At 71.7% G+C, this 18,860-nt stretch carries 21 protein-coding genes; 8 read left to right on the forward strand and 13 right to left on the reverse strand.

Annotated features, from left to right (window positions below; genetic code table 11):
* Nucleotides 1-120: 120 nt before the first annotated feature.
* The 12 genes from ACYVF4_RS08010 to ACYVF4_RS08065 all read right to left on the reverse strand — a co-directional run bounded on the left by ACYVF4_RS08010 (nucleotide 121) and on the right by ACYVF4_RS08065 (nucleotide 10,187).
* Nucleotides 121-417, reverse strand: a complete 297-nt coding sequence (locus ACYVF4_RS08010; RefSeq protein ID WP_460721502.1) for a HigA family addiction module antitoxin — start codon at nucleotides 415-417, stop codon at nucleotides 121-123.
* A 13-nt stretch (nucleotides 418-430) separates the two neighbouring features.
* The gene (locus ACYVF4_RS08015) at nucleotides 431-712 is read right to left on the reverse strand and encodes a type II toxin-antitoxin system RelE/ParE family toxin (RefSeq protein WP_460721504.1); all 282 of its coding nucleotides are present in this window, start codon (nucleotides 710-712) and stop codon (nucleotides 431-433) included.
* Between the two features lie 59 nt (nucleotides 713-771).
* Nucleotides 772-1,731, reverse strand: coding sequence for an NAD(P)/FAD-dependent oxidoreductase (locus ACYVF4_RS08020; protein ID WP_460721506.1), 960 nt, complete (start codon nucleotides 1,729-1,731; stop codon nucleotides 772-774).
* On the reverse strand, nucleotides 1,724-2,053 hold the full coding sequence (gene fdxA, locus ACYVF4_RS08025) for a ferredoxin (RefSeq protein WP_460721508.1): 330 nt from the start codon (nucleotides 2,051-2,053) through the stop codon (nucleotides 1,724-1,726). Before fdxA ends, ACYVF4_RS08020 begins: the two co-directional genes overlap by 8 nt.
* Complete coding sequence (locus tag ACYVF4_RS08030; RefSeq protein WP_460721510.1) at nucleotides 2,050-3,459, reverse strand: FAD-dependent oxidoreductase; 1,410 nt, start codon at nucleotides 3,457-3,459, stop codon at nucleotides 2,050-2,052. Before ACYVF4_RS08030 ends, fdxA begins: the two co-directional genes overlap by 4 nt.
* Complete coding sequence (gene cobA / locus ACYVF4_RS08035; protein WP_460721512.1) at nucleotides 3,456-4,265, reverse strand: uroporphyrinogen-III C-methyltransferase; 810 nt, start codon at nucleotides 4,263-4,265, stop codon at nucleotides 3,456-3,458. The genes ACYVF4_RS08030 and cobA overlap by 4 nt, the downstream gene beginning before the upstream one ends.
* Entirely contained in the window at nucleotides 4,262-5,620 is a 1,359-nt protein-coding gene (locus tag ACYVF4_RS08040; protein ID WP_460721514.1) for a sulfate adenylyltransferase subunit 1, read from the reverse strand. The genes cobA and ACYVF4_RS08040 overlap by 4 nt, the downstream gene beginning before the upstream one ends.
* The gene (cysD, locus tag ACYVF4_RS08045; protein WP_460721516.1) at nucleotides 5,620-6,576 is read right to left on the reverse strand and encodes a sulfate adenylyltransferase subunit CysD; all 957 of its coding nucleotides are present in this window, start codon (nucleotides 6,574-6,576) and stop codon (nucleotides 5,620-5,622) included. Before cysD ends, ACYVF4_RS08040 begins: the two co-directional genes overlap by 1 nt.
* Nucleotides 6,573-7,316, reverse strand: a complete 744-nt coding sequence (locus ACYVF4_RS08050; protein ID WP_460721518.1) for a phosphoadenylyl-sulfate reductase — start codon at nucleotides 7,314-7,316, stop codon at nucleotides 6,573-6,575. The genes cysD and ACYVF4_RS08050 overlap by 4 nt, the downstream gene beginning before the upstream one ends.
* Nucleotides 7,313-9,049 (reverse strand): nitrite/sulfite reductase, encoded by a 1,737-nt coding sequence (locus ACYVF4_RS08055; protein ID WP_460721520.1) that lies wholly within the window; start codon nucleotides 9,047-9,049, stop codon nucleotides 7,313-7,315. The genes ACYVF4_RS08050 and ACYVF4_RS08055 overlap by 4 nt, the downstream gene beginning before the upstream one ends.
* A 126-nt stretch (nucleotides 9,050-9,175) precedes the next feature.
* Nucleotides 9,176-9,898, reverse strand: coding sequence for a sirohydrochlorin chelatase (locus ACYVF4_RS08060; protein WP_460721522.1), 723 nt, complete (start codon nucleotides 9,896-9,898; stop codon nucleotides 9,176-9,178).
* Between the two features lie 52 nt (nucleotides 9,899-9,950).
* Nucleotides 9,951-10,187: a hypothetical protein gene (locus ACYVF4_RS08065; protein WP_460721524.1), complete on the reverse strand. Its 237-nt coding sequence runs from the start codon at nucleotides 10,185-10,187 to the stop codon at nucleotides 9,951-9,953.
* A 96-nt stretch (nucleotides 10,188-10,283) separates the two neighbouring features.
* On the opposite strand from ACYVF4_RS08065, the gene ACYVF4_RS08070 reads away from it, so the two are divergent.
* Entirely contained in the window at nucleotides 10,284-10,817 is a 534-nt protein-coding gene (locus ACYVF4_RS08070) for a MarR family winged helix-turn-helix transcriptional regulator (protein ID WP_460721526.1), read from the forward strand.
* Nucleotides 10,818-10,848: 31 nt separating this feature from the next.
* Here ACYVF4_RS08070 and ACYVF4_RS08075 read toward each other — a convergent pair whose 3' ends face one another.
* Complete coding sequence (locus tag ACYVF4_RS08075; RefSeq protein WP_460723078.1) at nucleotides 10,849-12,246, reverse strand: MFS transporter; 1,398 nt, start codon at nucleotides 12,244-12,246, stop codon at nucleotides 10,849-10,851.
* Nucleotides 12,247-12,379: 133 nt separating this feature from the next.
* On the opposite strand from ACYVF4_RS08075, the gene ACYVF4_RS08080 reads away from it, so the two are divergent.
* From ACYVF4_RS08080 to ACYVF4_RS08110, 7 genes are all read left to right on the forward strand, one after another.
* Nucleotides 12,380-12,868, forward strand: coding sequence for a cation:proton antiporter regulatory subunit (locus ACYVF4_RS08080; RefSeq protein WP_460721528.1), 489 nt, complete (start codon nucleotides 12,380-12,382; stop codon nucleotides 12,866-12,868).
* Between the two features lie 5 nt (nucleotides 12,869-12,873).
* Complete coding sequence (locus ACYVF4_RS08085; protein ID WP_460721530.1) at nucleotides 12,874-14,076, forward strand: cation:proton antiporter; 1,203 nt, start codon at nucleotides 12,874-12,876, stop codon at nucleotides 14,074-14,076.
* Between the two features lie 119 nt (nucleotides 14,077-14,195).
* Nucleotides 14,196-16,064 carry a molecular chaperone DnaK gene (gene dnaK, locus ACYVF4_RS08090; protein ID WP_460721532.1) on the forward strand — a complete coding sequence of 623 codons (1,869 nt, stop codon included), beginning with the start codon at nucleotides 14,196-14,198 and terminating at the stop codon, nucleotides 16,062-16,064.
* Between the two features lie 2 nt (nucleotides 16,065-16,066).
* Nucleotides 16,067-16,702: a nucleotide exchange factor GrpE gene (locus tag ACYVF4_RS08095; protein WP_460721534.1), complete on the forward strand. Its 636-nt coding sequence runs from the start codon at nucleotides 16,067-16,069 to the stop codon at nucleotides 16,700-16,702.
* A 12-nt stretch (nucleotides 16,703-16,714) separates the two neighbouring features.
* Complete coding sequence (locus ACYVF4_RS08100) at nucleotides 16,715-17,701, forward strand: DnaJ C-terminal domain-containing protein (RefSeq protein ID WP_460721536.1); 987 nt, start codon at nucleotides 16,715-16,717, stop codon at nucleotides 17,699-17,701.
* Between the two features lie 20 nt (nucleotides 17,702-17,721).
* Nucleotides 17,722-18,186, forward strand: a complete 465-nt coding sequence (locus tag ACYVF4_RS08105; protein WP_460721537.1) for a heat shock protein transcriptional repressor HspR — start codon at nucleotides 17,722-17,724, stop codon at nucleotides 18,184-18,186.
* Nucleotides 18,187-18,281: 95 nt separating this feature from the next.
* Nucleotides 18,282-18,860 carry a glucose-6-phosphate isomerase family protein gene (locus ACYVF4_RS08110; protein ID WP_460721539.1) on the forward strand — a complete coding sequence of 193 codons (579 nt, stop codon included), beginning with the start codon at nucleotides 18,282-18,284 and terminating at the stop codon, nucleotides 18,858-18,860.

Consider the following 18,860-nt stretch of genomic DNA (forward strand, 5'->3'; position numbering starts at 1 on the left):
GCCGATGCGCGAGGTGTCTTGACAACGCGCGTACGGGGCCGCTATCGGGGGGCCGTGCGGGCGTAGGGTGCTGGCCCCGCCCCACAGCCGGCCCTTTTCCCGCTCACCCGACTCGCAGAGTCAGGCCGGGATCAGAAGCTCGACACGAGCGAGGTCGGCGTCATGCTCGTCGTGCGCCAGCTCGATGTCGTAGTCGTTCTGGATGTTGAGCCAGAAGCGCTCCGAGAGGCCGAACGCGCGAGACAGTCGTAGTGCGGTGTCGGTGGTGATCCGCCGCCTGCCGCGGATGATCTCGCTGAGCCTCGTCTGCGGCAGGCCGGTCGCCTGCGCAAGGCGGTAGGCCGTGATGCCCAGCGGCTCGAGGAACTCGGTCTGGAGAATCTCGCCCGGGGTGATCGGGGCGTGCGCCTTCGTCATCGGTGGTTCCTCCTCAGTGGTAGTCGGTGATCTGAACGTCGGCGGGGCCGGCAGGCGTCCAGATGAAGCAGATTCGGTACTGGTCGTTGATTCGGATCGAGTGCTGTCCGTCGCGGTTGCCGGCCAGCTTCTCCAACCGGTTGCCCGGCGGGATGCGCAGATCATTGATCGTCTCGGCTGCGTTGAGCAGGCGAAGCTTCTTCTGTGCAGCGCGTTGCAGTTCCGCCCCGAATTGCCGGACACGCTCGCGCAACCAGACTTTTCGCGTCGGCTCGTCCCCGAACGACTGGATCACTTCGTGATACTAACGTGCATCAATAGTATTGACAAGCGTTAGCCCGACCCGCGGCCGCGTCAGTGCGCGGTGCTCACGCCCACGAGGTCGTGCACCAGCACCGCGGCGGCCCGAGCGCCCTGGCCGGCGGCGACGATGAGCTGCTGCGGACCGGGCGCGGCCGCATCGCCGGCGGCGTACAGGCCCGGCGCGGTGGTGCGCCCCGACCCGTCGACGACGAGGTGCCCCTCGGGGTCGCGATCGGCGTCGATCCCCGACAGGAAGTCCAGCGCCGGGTGCCACACCGGCCGCACGAAGCCGCCTTCGACCGCGACGGCCCGGCCGTCGGTCAGCCGGACGGCCGACACCGCGCCCCGCTCACCCTCGAGGTCGGCGACGGGTGTCCGTTCGACGGTGATCCCGGATGCTGCGAGCCCGGCCTCTTGGACGGTGTCGATGACGTCGGCGCCGTGGGTGAAGACGGTCAGGCGGTCGGTCCACCGCGCGATCAGGCGCGCCCGCGCGGCCAGATCGGGCGTCTCGCCGATGAGTGCGAGCGGCCGGTCCTGGAGCTCCCACGCGTCGCACGCGGCGCAGCTGAAGACCGACATGCCGTAGTACGAGCGCAGGCTCGGGATGTCGGGCAGGTTCTCGCGCAGGCCGGTCGCCACCAGCACCGACCGGGCGGAGACGGCGGCCGGGGTCCGCGGGGTGCGGGCGGTGATGCCGGCGAGGAAGCGCATCCCGTCGCCGCCGTCGAAGCGTCGCAGCCCCGAGACGACGGCGCGGTCGAGCACCCGCACGTTCGGGTAGGCGGCGAGCTCGGCGCGTGCGAGCTTGCGCAGTTCCAGCGGCGAGACGCCGTCCCGCGTCAGGAAGCCGTGCGAGCGCAGGGTCGCGGCGTTCCGCGGCCGGCCGGCGTCGACGACGACCACCGATGCGCGCGCACGACCGAGGTTGAGCGCGGCCGACAGCCCGGCGGGTCCGCCGCCGATGACCAGCGCGTCGACCTCGGTGGCGACGGCATCCGTGTCAGTCATGGCCTTCCGCCTGCGGGGGCAGTTCGGCGATGATCGGGTGGTCCTTGTGGATCACGCCGACCTTCGCGGCGCCGCCGGGCGAGCCGATGTCGTCGAAGAACTCCACGTTGGCCTTGTAGTAGTCCTGCCACTCGTCGGGCAGGTCGTCCTCGTAGTAGATCGCCTCGACGGGGCACACCGGCTCGCATGCCCCGCAGTCCACGCACTCGTCGGGGTGGATGTACAGCGACCGGTCGCCCTCGTAGATGCAGTCCACGGGACACTCGTCGATGCAGGCGCGGTCCTTGACGTCCACGCAGGGAAGGGCGATCACGTACGTCATGAGACGAACGCCCCCGACCGCGAGATGCCGACCTGCTCGTCACGCGGGACGACCTTGACGCGCTCGCGCGGGTAGCGGTGCGTGGCGCCGAGCTCGCGCTCGTGCGCGTCCAGCGCGCGCCAGCCCTCCCATGTCGTGTACGCCACGTCGCGCTCGGCGAGGACGTCGAGCACGTCGCCGGTGACCGCGGGCGCCGCCAGCAGTCCTGCCTTCGCGTCGGCGACGAGGTGGGCGATGGTCTCCATCGCGTCGGACTTGGTGTGCCCGATCAGCCCGACCGGGCCGCGCTTGATCCAGCCGGTGGCGTAGAGCCCCTGGATTGCGGTGCCGCCGTCCTCGGCACTGGTCGCCGACGCGGTGTCGGTGACCCGGCCCTCGACGTTCGGGACCACGCCGCGAACCACGTCGAACGGCGCGCCCAGCACCGGCGTGCCGAAGTACCCGACCGCGCGGTAGACCTGCTGCACGGGGATCTCACGGTACTCGCCGGTGCCCGCGACGCTGCCGTCCCCGGTCGGCGCGGTCCGCTCGAAGCGCACCGCCTCGACTGCTTCCTCGCCGACCACCTCGACGGGCGAGTGGTAGAAGTGCAGGTGCAGGCGGCGGTCGGCGCCGGTCTGCGGGCGCGTGCGCCAGCTGTTCATCACGCGCAGCATGACCTTCAGCTGGTTGTTCTTCGCCGTCGCCGGGTCGGCGTCGCCGAAGTCCTCTTCGTGGACGATGATGTCGACGTTGGGCACCTCGCCGAGCTCGCGCAGCTCGATGGGCGTGAACTTGATGTCGGCGGGGCCACGGCGCCCGAAGACGTGCACGTCGGTGACGGCCGAGGCCTCGAGGCCCGCCAGCACGTTGTCGGCGATCTCGGTCGAGCGCAGGTCCTCGGGGTGCTTGGCGAGCATGCGGGCGACGTCCAGCGCCACGTTGCCGTTGCCGATCACGGCGACCTCGGCGGCATCCAGCGGCCACTCGCGCGGCACGTCGGGGTGGCCGTCGAACCACGCGACGAAGTCCGCCGCGCCGTACGAGCCCGGCAGGTCGATGCCGGGGATGTCCAGCGCCGCATCGCGGATCGCACCGGTGGCGATGATGACGGCGTCGTACCGCTCGCGCAGCTCGTCCAGGGCGATGTCGCGGCCGACCTCGACGTTGCCGATGAAGCGGATCGAACCGGCATCCAGCATCTCGTGCAGCGACGTGACGATGCCCTTGATGCGGGGGTGGTCGGGCGCGACGCCGTAGCGGATCAGCCCGTACGGGGCCGGCAGCGACTCGAACAGGTCGATGGCGACCGAGCCGCCCGCCTCGGCCACCGAGGCCGAGAGGATGTTGCCCGCGTACACGCCGGCGGGGCCCGCGCCGATGATCGCGACGCGCAGATCGGTGAGGGACGAAGAGGTGTGGCTCACAGCGGAGAGGCCTTTCGAGGGGAGCGCTCGCCCGGGGCGAGCGGATCGAACGAAGACAGGTCGAGGGTCGCGAGCTCGGCCGGGGCGTACGGGCTCAGCCGCACGACGTCGCCGATCACGACGACGGCGGGCGAGCGCACGCCGCGCTCGGCGGCCTGGGCCGCGATGGTCGCGAGGGTGCCGACGGTGACGCGCTGGCGCGCGCCGAAGCCGTCCTCGACGATCGCGACGGGGCAGTCCGCGCCGCGCTCGCCGCGGGCGAGCGTCAGCGCCGAGTGCGCGAGGGTGCCGACGCCCATCAGCAGCACGACGGTGTGGTCGGCGCCGCCGCCGATCTCGCGGATCTGGTCGTGACCGGTGACGACGGTGAAGGCCGTGGCGACCCCGCGATGGGTGAGCGGGATGCCGGCGACCGCCGGCACCGAGATGGCGCTGGTGATCCCGGCGACGGCTTCGACCTCGATCCCGGCGGCCCGGCAGAACGCCAGCTCCTCGAGACCACGGCCGAAGATGTATGGGTCGCCGCCCTTCAGCCGGACGACCGTGCGGCCGCTTCGGGCGAGCTCGACGAGCAGCGCGTTGATGTTGTCCTGCGGGACGGCGTGGTGGCCGGGGAGCTTGCCGACGTCGACGACCTCGGGGCGCAGGGTCACGCCCTCGGCGGCGAGCCCGTCGAGCACCGCGCGGGCGCCCAGGCGGTCGGCGACGATGACGTCGGCGCTCTCGAGGGCGCGCAGGCCGCGCACGGTCAGCAGGCCGGGGTCGCCGGGGCCCGCCCCGACGAGCCACACCTTGCCGGTGGTCATATCGTCCACTCCGTGCCGCCGGACAGCCCGGCCTCGGCGACGCGGTCGCGCACGATCCCGGCGGCGAGGGTGGCGCCGTCGGTGGGGTGGATGACGAGGAACGAGCCGCCGTGGCGGTTCTCGGCGAACGGCTCGATCGGCAGGTCGGCGGCCAGCCGCAGCCGCACGCGGCCGATGTCGTTGGTCTCGAGCGCTTCGGCCGGCTCGTGAGTCAGGGTGTCGAGGTCGTAGCGCGACGACACGTCGGCCACGAGCGCCTGCACCGTGGCGGTGCCGTGCTTGACGAGCACCCGCGCGCCGGTGGCGAGCGTGCGGCGGTCGAGCTGGAACAGCTCGGCGTCGATGTCGCGGCGGCCCTCGGGAAGGGTGCCCGCCGCGACGACCAGCGCGCCGCGGGCGGCGTCGACGTCGTCGGCGAGCTCGAGCGACACCGACTGCGAGGCGATCGCCTCGTCGGTCTCGACGCCGGCGACCCGGATGCCGGTGACCGTCGTCGCGACGCGCGACGGGAAGACCTCGACCCGGTCGCCCACGCGCACGGTGCCCGAGGCGATCCGTCCGGCGACCGCCCGGTAGTCCCGCAGCGACTCGGCGGCGACGGGGTCGGCGGCGAGCTCTGGAGCGAGGCCCCCCTGCGGCCGCAGCACGAGCTGCACCGGAAGGCGCAGCGGCTCGTGCTCGCGGTCGAGCTCGTCGGCGCCCGGCAGCGTCTCGAGCAGCTCGAGCAGCGCCGGGCCGTCGTACCAGGGGGTGCGGGGGGAGTGCTCGACGATGTTGTCGCCCTCGAGCGCCGACACCGGCAGCACCTGCAGGTCTTCGATGCCGAGTTCGGCAGCCACCCGGTGCGCGTCGGCCGAGACCGAGGCGAACACGTCGGCGTCGAAGCCGGTGAGGTCGATCTTGTTGACCGCGACGATGACGTGCGGCACGCGCAGCAGCGCGACCACGGCGAGGTGGCGGACGGTCTGCTCGACCACGCCCTTGCGCGCGTCGACGAGGACGACCACCGCGTCGGCGGTGGTGGCGCCCGTGACCATGTTGCGGGTGTACTGCACGTGCCCGGGGCAGTCGGCGAGGACGAACGAGCGCTCGCCGGTGGCGAAGTACCGGTAGGCGACGTCGATCGTGATGCCCTGCTCGCGCTCGGCGCGCAGGCCGTCGGTCAGCAGCGCGAAGTCGAACTCGCCGTGCGCGAAGCCGCGCTCGGCCGACGTGCGGGCGACCTGCTCGAGCTGGTCGGCGAGGATCGCCTTGGAGTCGTGCAGCAGGCGGCCGACGAGCGTGGACTTGCCGTCGTCGACGGAACCGGCGGTGGCGAACCGGAACAGCGTCCCGGTGGACAGGGTCGCGGTCATCAGAAGTATCCGTCCTTCTTGCGGTCTTCCATCGCGGCCTCCGACAGGCGGTCGTCGGCTCGCGTGGCGCCGCGCTCGGTGATGGTGGAGCGTGCCACCTCGGCGACGATCGCGGCGATGTCCGCGGCATCCGATTCGACCGCACCGGTGCAGCTCATGTCGCCGACGGTGCGGTAGCGGACGGTGCGGACCTCGACGGCCTCGTCCTCGCGCGGCGGCGAGAACTCGCCCACCGGGCGCCACATGCCGTCGCGGGCGTACACCTCGCGCTCGTGCGCGAAGTACAGCGGTGGCAGGGCGATGTCCTCGCGCTCGATGTAGCGCCAGACGTCCAGCTCGGTCCAGTTCGAGATGGGGAAGGCGCGCACGTGCTGGCCGGGGGTGTGGCGGCCGTTGTACAGGCTCCACAGCTCCGGGCGCTGGTTGCGCGGGTCCCACTGCCCGAACTCGTCGCGCAGCGAGATGATGCGCTCCTTCGCCCGCGCCTTGTCCTCGTCGCGGCGGGCGCCGCCGAAGACGGCGTCGTGGCGGCCGGCGGCGATGGCGTCCAGCAGCGGCAGCGTCTGCAGCGGGTTGCGCGTGCCGTCCGCCCGCTCGTGCAGCCGGCCGTCGTCGATGTAGTCCTGCACGCGCGCGACTTCGAGACGGATGCCGAGACGCGCCACGGTCTCGTCGCGGAAGCGGATCACCTCGGGGAAGTTGTGCCCGGTGTCCACGTGCAGCACCGGGAAGGGGACCTTGCCGGGCGCGAACGCCTTGGTCGCCAGGTGAAGCACGACCACGGAGTCCTTGCCGCCCGAGAACAGCAGCACGGGGCGCTCGAACTCGGCGACCACCTCGCGGATCACGTGGATCGCCTCGGCCTCGAGCAGGTCGAGGGTGTCCAGGCGGCGCTTCGTCTCGTCGCTGCGCTCCTCGCTCAGCGTCCGGGGGTCGGTGGTTTCTGAAATCGTCATACGTGGAGACCGCATTCCGTCTTCGACAGGCCGGCCCAGCGGCCGGATCGGGGGTCTTCGCCGGCGGCGACCGGCTTCGTGCAGGGCTCGCAGCCGATGGAGGGGTAGCCGTTCGAGACCAGCAGGTTGACCGGCACCTGGTGGGCGCCGGCGTAGTCGAGCAGGTCGTCGAAGGTCCACGCCGCGACGGGGTTGACCTTCACCAGGCCGTTGCGCTCGTCCCACGTCACCAGCGGCGTGTTCGCGCGGGTCGGGGCCTCTTCGCGGCGGACGCCGGTGAACCACACCTCGTAGCCGGACAGCGCGTCCTGCAGGGGCGCGACCTTGCGGCGCGCGCAGCACAGGGCGGGGTCGCGCTCGTACAGCTTCGCGCCGAACTCGGCGTCCTGCTCGGCGACGGTCTGCTCGGGCAGCACGTCGACGATGCGGACGTCCAGCGCGCGCCCGACCTCGTCCCGGGTGTGCCGGGTCTCGGCGAAGTGGTACCCGGTGTCCAGGAACAGCACGTCGACGCCCGGCAGCTGCTCGGCGACCAGGTGAGGCAGCGCCGCGTCGGCCATCGAGCACGCCACGGCTGCGGCATCCGTCCCGAAGTTGCGGGCGACCCACGCCACGACCTCGGCGGGCGACGCCTCGTTCTCGGCGAGGTTGCGCAGCTCTTCGGCGCCGCTCTCGGCGAGGGTCTTCAGCTCGTCGCGGGTGCGCTTGACGGCGGCCCGGGGGGCCAGCGACACGGTCATACCAGGGCCTCCTCATCGGCTCGGTGCGCCCACTGGGCGAAGGTCTCGTCGATGTCGGCGTCGCGCTCGGCGAGGAAGCGGCGCACGACCCGGTCGACGTAGTCGGCGATGCCGTCGGCGGCGACCTTGAGCCCCCGCACCGTGCGGCCCAGGCCCGCCTCGTCGCGGTCCTGCGAGGCGAGCCCGCCGCCCAGGTGCACCTGGTAGCCGGGGACCTGCTCGCCGTCGATCGTGACGAGCTGGCCCTTCAGGCCGATGTCGGCGGTTTGGATGCGCGCGCACGAGTTGGGGCAGCCGTTGACGTGCAGCGAGATCGGATGCGGCAGTTCGAACTGCTCGAGGCGCTTCTCGAGGTCGAGTACGGCGGCGGTGGCGTACGCCTTGGTCTCGACGATCGCGAGCTTGCAGAACTCGATGCCGGTGCACGCGATCGTGCCGCGGCGGATGAGGCTCGGCCGCGCCGACAGCCCCAGCTCGTCCAGGCCCGCGATGAGCGACTCGACGCGGTCCTCGGGGATGTCGAGGATCACGAACTTCTGGTGCGGGGTGGTGCGCAGCCGCGTCGAGCCGTGCGCCTCGATGAGGTCGGCGAGCCTGCCGAGGTTCGGGCCCGAGACCCGACCGACGATGGGGGTCGCGCCGACGTAGAAGCGGCCGTCCTTCTGGCGGTGCACGCCGACGTGGTCGCCGACCGTCTTGGGCTTCGGAGCGGCGGGGCCGTCGGGCAGCTCGTAGCCGAGGTACTCGTCCTGCAGCACCTGGCGGAACTTCTCGGCGCCCCACTCGGCGAGCAGGAACTTCAGCCGCGCCTTGTTGCGCAGGCGCCGGTAGCCGTAGTCGCGGAAGATCTGCGCGACGCCGTGCCAGGCCTCGGCGACGCGATCGGGTGAGACGAACGCGCCGAGGCGTTCGCCCAGCCGCGGCGTCGTCGACAGCCCGCCGCCGACCCACAGGTCGTAGCCGATGCCGAGCTCGGGGTGCTCGACGGCGACGAAGGCGACGTCGTTGATCTCGTGCACGACGTCCTGGCTGGGGTGGCCGGTGATGGCCGACTTGAACTTGCGGGGCAGGTTCGCCAGCGACGCGTCGCCGATGAACCGCGAGGTGATCTCGTCGATCTGGGGCGTCGGGTCGATCAGTTCGTCGGCCGAGATGCCCGCGACGGGGGATCCGAGGATCACGCGGGGCACGTCGCCGCACGCCTCGGTCGTGCCCAGGCCCACGGCCTCGAGGCGACGCCAGATCTCGGGGACGTCCTCGACCCGGATCCAGTGCAGCTGGATGTTCTGGCGGTCGGTGATGTCGGCGGTGTCGCGGCCGAACTCCGTCGAGATCCCGGCGATGACCCGCAGCTGCTCGGTGGTCAGCTGGCCCCCGTCGATGCGCACGCGCATCATGAAGTACTCGTCTTCGAGCTCGTGGGGTTCGAGGGTGGCGGTGCGGCCGCCGTCGATGCCGGGCTTGCGCTGGGTGTACAGGCCCCACACGCGGAAGCGCCCGTGCAGGTCGGTGGGGTCGATCGAGGCGAAGCCGCCCTTGGAGTACACCGTTTCGATGCGCTCGCGCACGCTCAGGCCGTTGTCGACCTGCTTCCACTCCTCGTTGCCGTTGAGCGGGGTCGTGCCGTCGACCTTCCACTGCCCGTTGGGCTTGGACGAGGGGCGCGGCGGACGCGCGCGGGCACTCTCGCCGCGCGGGGCGCGGGTGCTGGTCGAAGTGTCGCTGATGGTCACGGTGGCCTCCGTCGTTCCCGGGCGAGCCCGGTGCGGACTCCGTCGAGTCCACCTGACGAGAGTAGGCGGGGGAACCTGAGGGCGCGCCCTCAGGTGTCAAGCGGCGTTAACGGCCGCAACACGGCGTCACACAGTTGCGTCGGCGGGCGCGGCGGTCGCGGCCGCCTCGCGGTAGCGGTCGATCACGAGATCGACGAGGGATGCCGGTGGCTCGTCGTCGTCGAGCAGGGGGCGGGCGACTGGGTCGGGGCCGGCGAGCCGCACCGCGAGGTCGTGGAAGTAGCCCGGGGCCATCAGGTAGTCGGCGACGACCACCCGGGACGCCCGCGTGCGGGCCTCGGCGACGGCGGGACCCACGCGGGGGTCGGCCGCGGCGAGGAAGCCGGTGGTGACCGGGCGCCCGAGGCGCTCGGCGAGCATGTCCGCCGTCGCGCGGCAGTCGTCGTTGGCGCGATCGTCGCTGGAGCCCGCGACCGCCAGCACGACCGCGTCGTCGGGCCCGGGTGCCAGCGGCGCGAGGCGGGCGAGGAGCGCGTCGACCAGCCGCTCGTCGGGGCCGAGCGCGCGGGCGATGGTCACCCCGTCGCGACCTTCGGTCTGCTCGATGAGGTCGATGCGCACGTGGTAGCCGGCCGACAGCAGCAGCGGCACGATGACCACCGGCTGCCCCTCGGGCAGCGCGTCGAGACTGGCCGGGACGTCGGGCTGCTGCACGTCGACGTGGCCGAGGCGGACCGTCACGTCGGGCAGTCGCGCGGCGACGGCGTCCACCAGCGCGGCGATCGCCGCCTGGCCCGCGGGCGAGGACGTGCCGTGCGAGATCGCGAGAAGGGCCGGGATGCTGCTCATCCCGGCCCATTCTGCCGCACGGTCCCCGGTCGGGCACGGCGTGCGGGTGCGCTCAGCGTGCGTCGTGGTGGCCGCAGTGGCGCGGCCGGTGGGCGTTCCCGTGGTGCGGGTGCCCGTGGTGGCCGTACCCGGGCCCGTGGCCCTCATGGGCGTGCGCGTGCCTGCCATGTCGTTTCTTGCCGCGGCGGGCGGCGAGGTCGCCGATCATCCCCTCGATCGCGGTGAGGCGGGCCGAGATGTCCTGCAGGGTCGCCGGGGCGGCGTCGGGAGTGGTGTCTTCGGTGGTCATGGTGGTGATCCTTCGGTTGATTGCATGTCGAATGACAAGTAGATGCAGTGTGACATGTATTCACGATCAATGTCAATACGCATGTAAATTCGAGGCATGGCCCGCGACGCACCTGACCCGATCGACGCGATAGCGGCCGCGCTCGCACGCCTGCGGCCCGCGGGGCCGCCCCGGCCTGCCGGAGCCGGTCCGCAGGCGTTCGGCCCGCCGTCGAATGGGCACGCGCACGGCGAGCACGGCCATCCGCATCACCATCACGGCCGCGGCGGTCCGTGGGGGCACGGCGCGAAGTTCGCCGGACCCGCGCGCCTGCGCATGCTCGAGGCGCTGGTCGCGGCATCCGGCCCGCTGTCCATCACCGACGTCGCCGAGGCGGTCGGCGTCGACCAGCCGCGCGCCTCGCGGCTCGTGCAGCAGTCGGTCGAGCTGGGGCTGGTCGAGCGCCAGGTCGACCCCGACGATGCCCGCCGCTCGCGGATCGCCCTGACCGAGCGCGGACGGTCGGCGGTGCGCGGGTTCCAGGACGAGCGCCGCGAGTCGGTGGCCGCCGCGCTCGGCAGGTTCACCGAGGCCGAGCGGGAAGAGCTCGCGAGGCTGCTGGCGAAGCTCGCCGACGGCTGGCCGCGCTGACCGCCCCGGCCCGGGCGGACCGCCGCGGCGTTCAGTCGATGACGGCCTGCTTCGCCCGCACCGGCAGCATCAGCAGCAGTCCCGCCGCCAGCACCAGCACGATGCCCAGGATGCCGAGGCGCGTGCTCCCCGAGACGGCCACGAAGAGGGCGAACAGGCCCGGCGCGAGGAACGACACCGCACGGCCGGTGGTGGCGTAGAGGCCGAAGATCTCGCCCTCGCGGCCCTCGGGCGTGATGCGCGCAAGGAACGACCTGCTGGCCGACTGGATCGGGCCGACGAACGCGGTGAGGAAGAGCCCCGCGATCCAGAAGCCGATCTGCGCGGTCCCGATGAACAGCACCGCGGTGCCGGCGACGATCAGGCCGACGAGCGAGGCGAGGATCACGTTCTTCGGCCCGAAGCGGTCGTCCAGGCGCCCGGCGAGCATCGTCGAGATGCCGGCGACCACGTTGGCGGCGACGGCGAAGTACAGCACCTCGGACGACGAGAAGCCGAAGACCTGCGCGGCGATGATCGCGCCGAACGTGAACACCCCGGCCAGGCCGTCGCGGAAGACGGCACTGGCCAGCAGGAACATCAGCACCTGCCGGTTGCCGCGCCACAGCTTCGTGATCGTCGCCCACAGCACCGCGTAGGAGCGGAAGAACCCGACGCGCACCCGGCGCTCGCGTGCCGGCACCTCGGGCACCCGCAGCAGCACCGGGATCGCGAAGACTGCGAACCACACCGCCGAGGTCAGCACGGCCAGGCGGATGTGCAGTCCGCCGTCGGTGGGGATGCCCAGCACCCCGGCGCGGCCCTCGGTGCCGAAGCTCTGGATGAACAGCACGAGCAGGATCAGCAGCAGCACGACGCCGCCGACGTATCCCATTCCCCAGCCGAACCCCGAGACGCGGCCCATGTTCTGGCGGGTCGAGACCTGCACGAGCATCGCGTTGTAGTTGACGCCGGCGAACTCGAAGAAGACGTTGCCCACCGCCAGCAGCGTGGCGCCCAGCACGAGATAGGCCGGCGCCCCCTCGACGAAGAACATCGCCGCCATCGCGATCACGACGACGCCGGTGTTGATGCCCAGCCACAGCTTGCGGCGGCCCGTGCCGTCCGAGCGCTGCCCCAGCACCGGGGCGAGCGCGGCGATCAGGATGCCGGCGATCATGAGCGCGAGTCCCACGACGCCGGCGTTCTCGGCCAGGGCCCGCTCGAGCGCCGGGTCGCGGTCGCTGCCGGCGGCGGCGTCGACGATCGCGGGGTCGACGAAGAGCGACGAGGCCAGATACGTCGAGAAGACGAACGTCGTCACGACGGCGTTGAACGCCGCCGACCCCCAGTCCCACAGCGCCCACGCCAGCACCCCCCGGCGGCCGGCCCGGGCCGACGTCGGCGGGGCGATCTCGGACTCGGGTGCGGGCTGGTGGGGCAGCGGCATGTCGGTCACGGTAGGACCTCTCGGTGAACGGCGGGTTCCGCCACGGGCGCCGCTTCGTCGCGGCTGGGCACAGGCTATCGCCGCGGGCCGCAGCGCCCCGGCAGCCCGGCGGGCGCGGTGCCATGATGGGCTCATGTCCGTGCACGTGGAACGCGTCGAACTGGCCGGCATCGGCATCCGTCATGACATCGAGACCGACACCGGCCGGCGGATCTCGGTGGTGACCTTCCGCGACGGCGGCCGCGAGCTCGCCGTGTCGGACGAGGACGATCCCGACCGCGCCGCCTGCACGATCCCGCTCGCCGACGACGAGGCGACCGCGCTGTCCGAGGTCCTCGGCGGCTCGCTCATCCTCACCCAGATCGCCCAGTTGCGCGAGCAGGTGGACGGCCTTGCCACCGAGCAGATCCCCGTGCCCGCCGACTCGCCGTTCGCCGGGCGCCCCCTCGGCGACACCAAGGCGCGCACGCGCACCCGCTCGTCGATCGTGGCGATCGTGCGGGATGCCGGGGTGCTGCCCGCGCCGGGCCCGGCCGACCCGATCCGCGCGGGGGACACCCTCGTCGCCGTCGGCACTCGCGAGGGGCTGGAGTCCCTCGCGCGCATCATCGCCGGGAGCTGACCCGGATGGACCACGGCGCGCTCGTCCTCATCGAGATCGGCGCGCTCCTGCTCGGGATCGCGCTGCTGGGACGACTCGCCGCGCGCCTGGGGATCTCGCCGATCCCCCTCATCCTCATCGGGGGACTCGCGTTCGGAGAGGGCGGCCTGCTGCCGGTCGCCGCCGGCGTGGAGTTCATCGAGATCGGCGCCGAGATCGGCATCATCCTGCTGCTGGTGATGCTGGGCCTGGAGTACACCGCGCGCGAGCTCGTGACGAACCTGCACGCGGCACGCACCGCGGGCGCGATCGACATGGTGCTCAACGCCGTACCGGGCGCACTTCTCGCCCTGGCGCTCGGGTGGGGCCCGGTGGCGGCCGTGGCCCTGGCCGGCATCACGTGGATCTCGTCGTCGGGCGTGATCGCCAAGATGCTGCAGGACCTCGGGCGCCTCACCAACCGCGAGACCCCGGTGATCCTGTCGATGCTCGTCATCGAGGACCTCGCGATGGCGTTCTATCTGCCGATCCTCACCGCGGTGCTGGTGGGTGCGGGCTGGGCCGCGGGCACCGTGACGGTCGTGGTCGCGCTCGCCGCCGTGCTCGTGATCCTCTACGTCGCCCTGCGGCACGGGCACATCGTGTCGCGCCTGGTGTGGTCGCGCAACGCCGAGGTGCTGCTGCTGTCGGTGCTGGGGCTGACGCTGCTGGTGGCGGGGCTCGCCGCCGGCGCGAGCGTGTCGTCGGCGGTCGGCGCGTTCCTCGTCGGCATCGCCATCTCGGGACCGGTGGCCACGCACGCCGCCCGGCTGCTGACCCCCCTCCGCGACCTGTTCGCGTCGGTGTTCTTCCTCTTCTTCGGCCTGTCCACCGACCCCCGCGACCTCGTCCCCATGCTCATCCCGGCGACGCTGCTGGCGGTCGTCACGATCGGCACCAAGGTGCTCAGCGGCTACCTCGCCGCCCGCACCGCGGGGATCGGCGAGGCCGGGCGCTGGCGCGCCGGCTTCTCGCTCACGCCGCGGGGGGAGTTCTCGATCGTCATCGCCGGGCTCGCCGTCGCGGCCGGCGTCGACCGATCCCTCGCGGCGCTCGCGACGGCCTACGTCCTCATCACGATCAGCGCCGGGCCCTTCCTGGCTCGGATCCCCGATCACCCCGGCTTCGCGGCGTGGACGAAGCGCCGGCAGGCCGAGCGCAGAAGGCGGCAGCGCCTGACGGCATCCTGAGAACTTGAGTCGGGTCATATCAACTTCATTTGACACGTTCAGGGACCCGGAGTACGGTTGAGCCATCGCGACTCAAGATCGCGAGCTGACTTCGACACTTCCGAAAGAAGGAGACAGACATGGCACGTGCTGTGGGTATCGACCTGGGGACGACGAACTCCGTCGTCTCGGTCCTCGAGGGTGGCGAGCCGAAAGTCATCGCCAACGCCGAGGGCTTCCGCACCACCCCCTCGGTGGTCGCCTTCACGAAGGACGGCGAGGTGCTCGTCGGCGAGACCGCCAAGCGCCAGGCCGTCACCAACGTCGACCGCACCGTCTCGAGCGTCAAGCGCCACATGGGCACCGACTGGGGCTTCGACGTCGACGGCAAGAAGTGGACGCCGCAGGAGATCTCGGCCCGCATCCTGCAGAAGCTCAAGCGCGACGCCGAGCAGTACCTGGGCGACACGGTGACGGATGCCGTCATCACCGTCCCGGCGTACTTCAACGACGCCGAGCGCCAGGCCACCAAGGAGGCCGGCGAGATCGCGGGCCTGAACGTGCTGCGCATCATCAACGAGCCCACCGCCGCCGCCCTGGCCTACGGCCTCGACAAGGGCAAGGAGGACGAGCTCATCCTCGTCTTCGACCTCGGTGGCGGCACGTTCGACGTCTCGCTGCTCGAGGTGGGCAAGGACGACGACTTCTCGACCATCCAGGTGCGCTCGACCGCCGGTGACAACCGCCTGGGCGGCGACGACTGGGATCAGCGGGTCGTGGACTACCTCATCAAGCAGTTCAAGGACACCACCGGCGTGGACGTCTCGGGCGACAAGATCGCCCTGCAGCGTCTGAAGGAGGCGGCCGAGCAGGCGAAGAAGGAGCTCTCGAGCTCGTCGTCGACCTCGATCAACCTGCCCTACCTGTCGCTGACGGACTCCGGCCCGGTCTCGCTGTCCGAGACGCTGTCGCGCGCGAAGTTCGAGGACCTCACCAAGGACCTGCTCGACCGCACCAAGAAGCCCTTCGAGGACGTCATCCGCGAGGCCGGCATCAAGGTCGGCGACATCGACCACGTCGTGCTCGTCGGCGGTTCGACCCGCATGCCCGCGGTGTCGGAGCTGGTGAAGAAGGAGACCGGCGGCAAGGAGCCCAACAAGGGCGTGAACCCGGACGAGGTCGTCGCCGTCGGCGCCGCCCTGCAGGCCGGCGTCCTCAAGGGTGAGCGCAAGGACGTGCTGCTCATCGACGTCACCCCCCTGAGCCTCGGCATCGAGACCAAGGGCGGCATCATGACCAAGCTCATCGAGCGCAACACCGCCATCCCGACCAAGCGCAGCGAGACCTTCACCACCGCCGACGACAACCAGCCGTCGGTGGCCATCCAGGTCTTCCAGGGCGAGCGCGAGTTCACCCGCGACAACAAGCCGCTGGGCACTTTCGAGCTCACCGGCATCGCCCCCGCCCCCCGCGGCATCCCGCAGGTCGAGGTCACCTTCGACATCGACGCGAACGGCATCGTCCACGTCTCGGCGAAGGACAAGGGCACCGGCAAGGAGCAGTCGATGACCATCACGGGCGGCTCGTCGCTGCCCAAGGAGGACATCGAGCGCATGGTGCGCGAGGCCGAGGAGCACGCCGCCGAGGACAGGAAGCGCCGCGAGGCCGCCGAGGTCCGCAACCAGGCCGAGACCCTGTCGTACTCCATCGACAAGCTCATCCAGGAGAACGCCGACAAGCTGCCCGAGGACGTCAAGACCGACGTGCAGGCCGACGTCGACGCGCTCAAGACCGCGCTGGCCGGTGACGACGACGAGGCCGTGAAGACCGCGTACGACAAGCTGAACCAGTCCCAGACCAAGCTGGGCGAGGCGATCTACGCCGCCGGTCAGGCCGAGCAGCAGGCCTCGGCCGCGGGCGAGCAGCCCGCCGAGGGTGGCGAGCAGCCGGCATCCGATGAGGACGTCATCGACGCAGAGGTCGTCGACGACGAGGAGGAGCGCAAGTAATCATGGCCGACAAGGACTTCGAAGAGCCCCAGGACGCCTCGGCGTCCGAGCCCGAAGAAGCCCAGTCCGCACAGCCGGGGCCGGAGGAGCAGTCCTCCGGCCCCGCGCCGCAGGACCAGGCGGGCGACGCGGGCGAGGGCGACGACGAACTCACCGTCGACGACATCCTGGGTGCGTCGCAGAACGCCGACGCCGCCGCCGAGGACGCCGTCATCGCCGACCTCGAGAGCGCGCTGCTGACCGACCTCAAGCGCCTGCAGGCGGAGTACGCCAACTACCGCCGGCGCACCGAGGAGCAGCGCGAGGTCGAGATCGAGCGCGCCAAGGGCTCCGTCGCCAAGGGGCTGCTGCCGGTGCTCGACGACCTCGACCGCGCCGAGAAGCACGGCGATCTCGAGGCGGGCACCGCATTCGCCGCGATCGCCGAGAAGCTGCGCGGCGTCGCCGAGCGCATCGGTCTGAGCACCTACGGCGAGGCGGGCGAGGCGTTCGACCCGCAGCACCACGAGGCGATCTTCCAGGCGCCCACCCCGGGCACCGAGCAGGCGACGATCCTCGAGGTCGTCGAGATCGGCTACCGGCTGGGTTCGGTCGAGCTGCGTCCGGCGAAGGTCGTCGTCGCGGTGCCCACGGACTAGACGGGGGACCGCATGGCCAGTCAGGACTGGTTCGACAAGGACTTCTACAAGGTCCTCGGGGTGTCCAAGGACGTCTCGGACGCGGACCTGAAGAAGACCTACCGCAAGCTCGCGCGGCAGTACCACCCGGACTCCAACGCCGGTGACGCCAAGGCCGAGGCGAAGTTCAAAGAGATCAGCGAGGCGTACTCGGTGCTCAGCGACGCCGAGCAGCGGCAGGAGTACGACCAGATCCGCGCCATGGGCTCCGGCGCCCGCTTCACCGCGGGCGGCCAGAGCGCCGGCGGGTTCGAGGACGTCTTCAGCGCCTTCGGCCAGGGGCGCGGCCGCTACCAGACGCAGGACTTCGAGGACATCTTCTCGATGTTCAACCAGCAGCCCGGCGGCTCGTTCGGTTCGGGCCGGTTCGGGCAGACCAGCGGCGGCTTCCGCGGTTTCGGGGGTCCGACCCGCGGGGCCGACGTCACCGCGCGCACCACGCTGGACTTCGTCACCGCCGCCAAGGGCGAGACCATCACGCTGCAGAGCGAGGACGGCCGGCCGTTCAAGGTGAAGATCCCCGCGGGGGTCGCCGACGGTCAGAAGATTCGGCTGCGCGGCCGCGGCCGCCCGTCCCCGGACGGCGGCGAGGCCGGCGACATCGTCGTGCAGGTGGCGGTGCGTCCGCACCCCGTCTTCGTGCGCGAGGGCGCGAACCTGCGGGTCACCGTCCCGGTCACCTTCACCGAGGCCGCCCTCGGCGCGACGATCGAGGTGCCCACCCTCGGCGGGGAGCCGGTCAAGCTGCGCGTGGCGCCCGGGACCCCCTCGGGCCGCGTGCTGCGGGTCAAGGGCCGCGGCATCCACACCTCCAAGGCCACCGGCGACCTGCTCGCCGAGGTCCAGGTCGCCGTGCCGACGCACCTCGACGACGACGCGCGCCGGGCGCTCGAGCGCTTCCACGAGCTGGAGCCCAAAGAGAACCCGCGTGCCGACCTGATGGCCAAGGCCCGCGGCTGACACCAGCGAGGAGCTGAGCGATGGACCGAGCCGACCTCGACGAGGACGCGCCGATCTTCGCGATCGCGGCGGCGGCCGAGCTGTCGGGCATGCACCCCCAGACCCTGCGCCAGTACGACCGGCTGGGACTGGTGGTGCCCGCCCGCACCCAGGGCGGATCGCGGCGCTACTCGCTGCGCCACGTCGAGCAGCTGCGCGAGGTCGCCCGGCTGTCGGCGGACGGCATGAGCCTGCCCGCCATCGCCCGGCTGATCACCCTCGAGCAGCGGGTCCATGACCTGACGCGCCGGGTGCGCGACCTCGAGCAGCAGCTCGCCGCCGAGCGGCAGGCGCGGCCCGGCGCGCGGGTGTTCGCGGCGGGGGCCAGCGGCGCGGTCGTGACGCTGCGCCACGGCACGCGGGTGCGGCGGGCGACCGAGGTCGTCGTGTGGCGCCCGCGCCACCCGCTGCCGCCCGGCGAGGGCGAGTCCGACCGCGGGGAGTGAATCCCGAACCTGTCATGACAAGTGGCGCCCGACGCGCTATAGTGACTTGTCATTACAGGCTTGACGTGCCGTCGGCTCGTCGTCGAGGAGGACACATGCCCGAGTTCCGGACGCCCCCCATCGCCCCGTTCGCCATCGCGTTCGATCAGCAGACGCTGTCGTTCGACCCACCCGGACCCACCCTCACCCGTCGCATGAGCGACCTCGACGGCCTCTTCGCCGATCGCGAGGCGTGGCGGGCCGCCGTGGCGGACGGCGACCCGGTGGTCTACACGGTGACCTCGACCCCGGTCCCCGAGATCGAGCGGGAGCTGCCCCAGTCGATCACCACGATCCACCCCGGCACCACGGGCGGCGAACTGTGGATGACCAAGGGGCACCAGCATCCCGATCACCAGGGCGAGATCTACCTCGCCCTCACCGGCACCGGCGGCCTGCTGATGTCGGACGGCGAGCGCACCGAGTGGCTCGACATGCTGCCCGGCACCATCGGCTACATCCCGCCCGGCTGGGCGCACCGCTCGGTGAACACCGGCGACGAGCCCTACGCCTTCCTGGCCGTCTACCCCGGCGGCGCCGGCCACGACTACGGCTGGGTGCTCGAGCACGGCATGGGCCGGCGGGCGTACCGCGGCGCCGACGGCGCGACCGAGCTGCGACCCTACGACGCCTGA

The organism is Microbacterium aureliae (assembly GCF_054780155.1).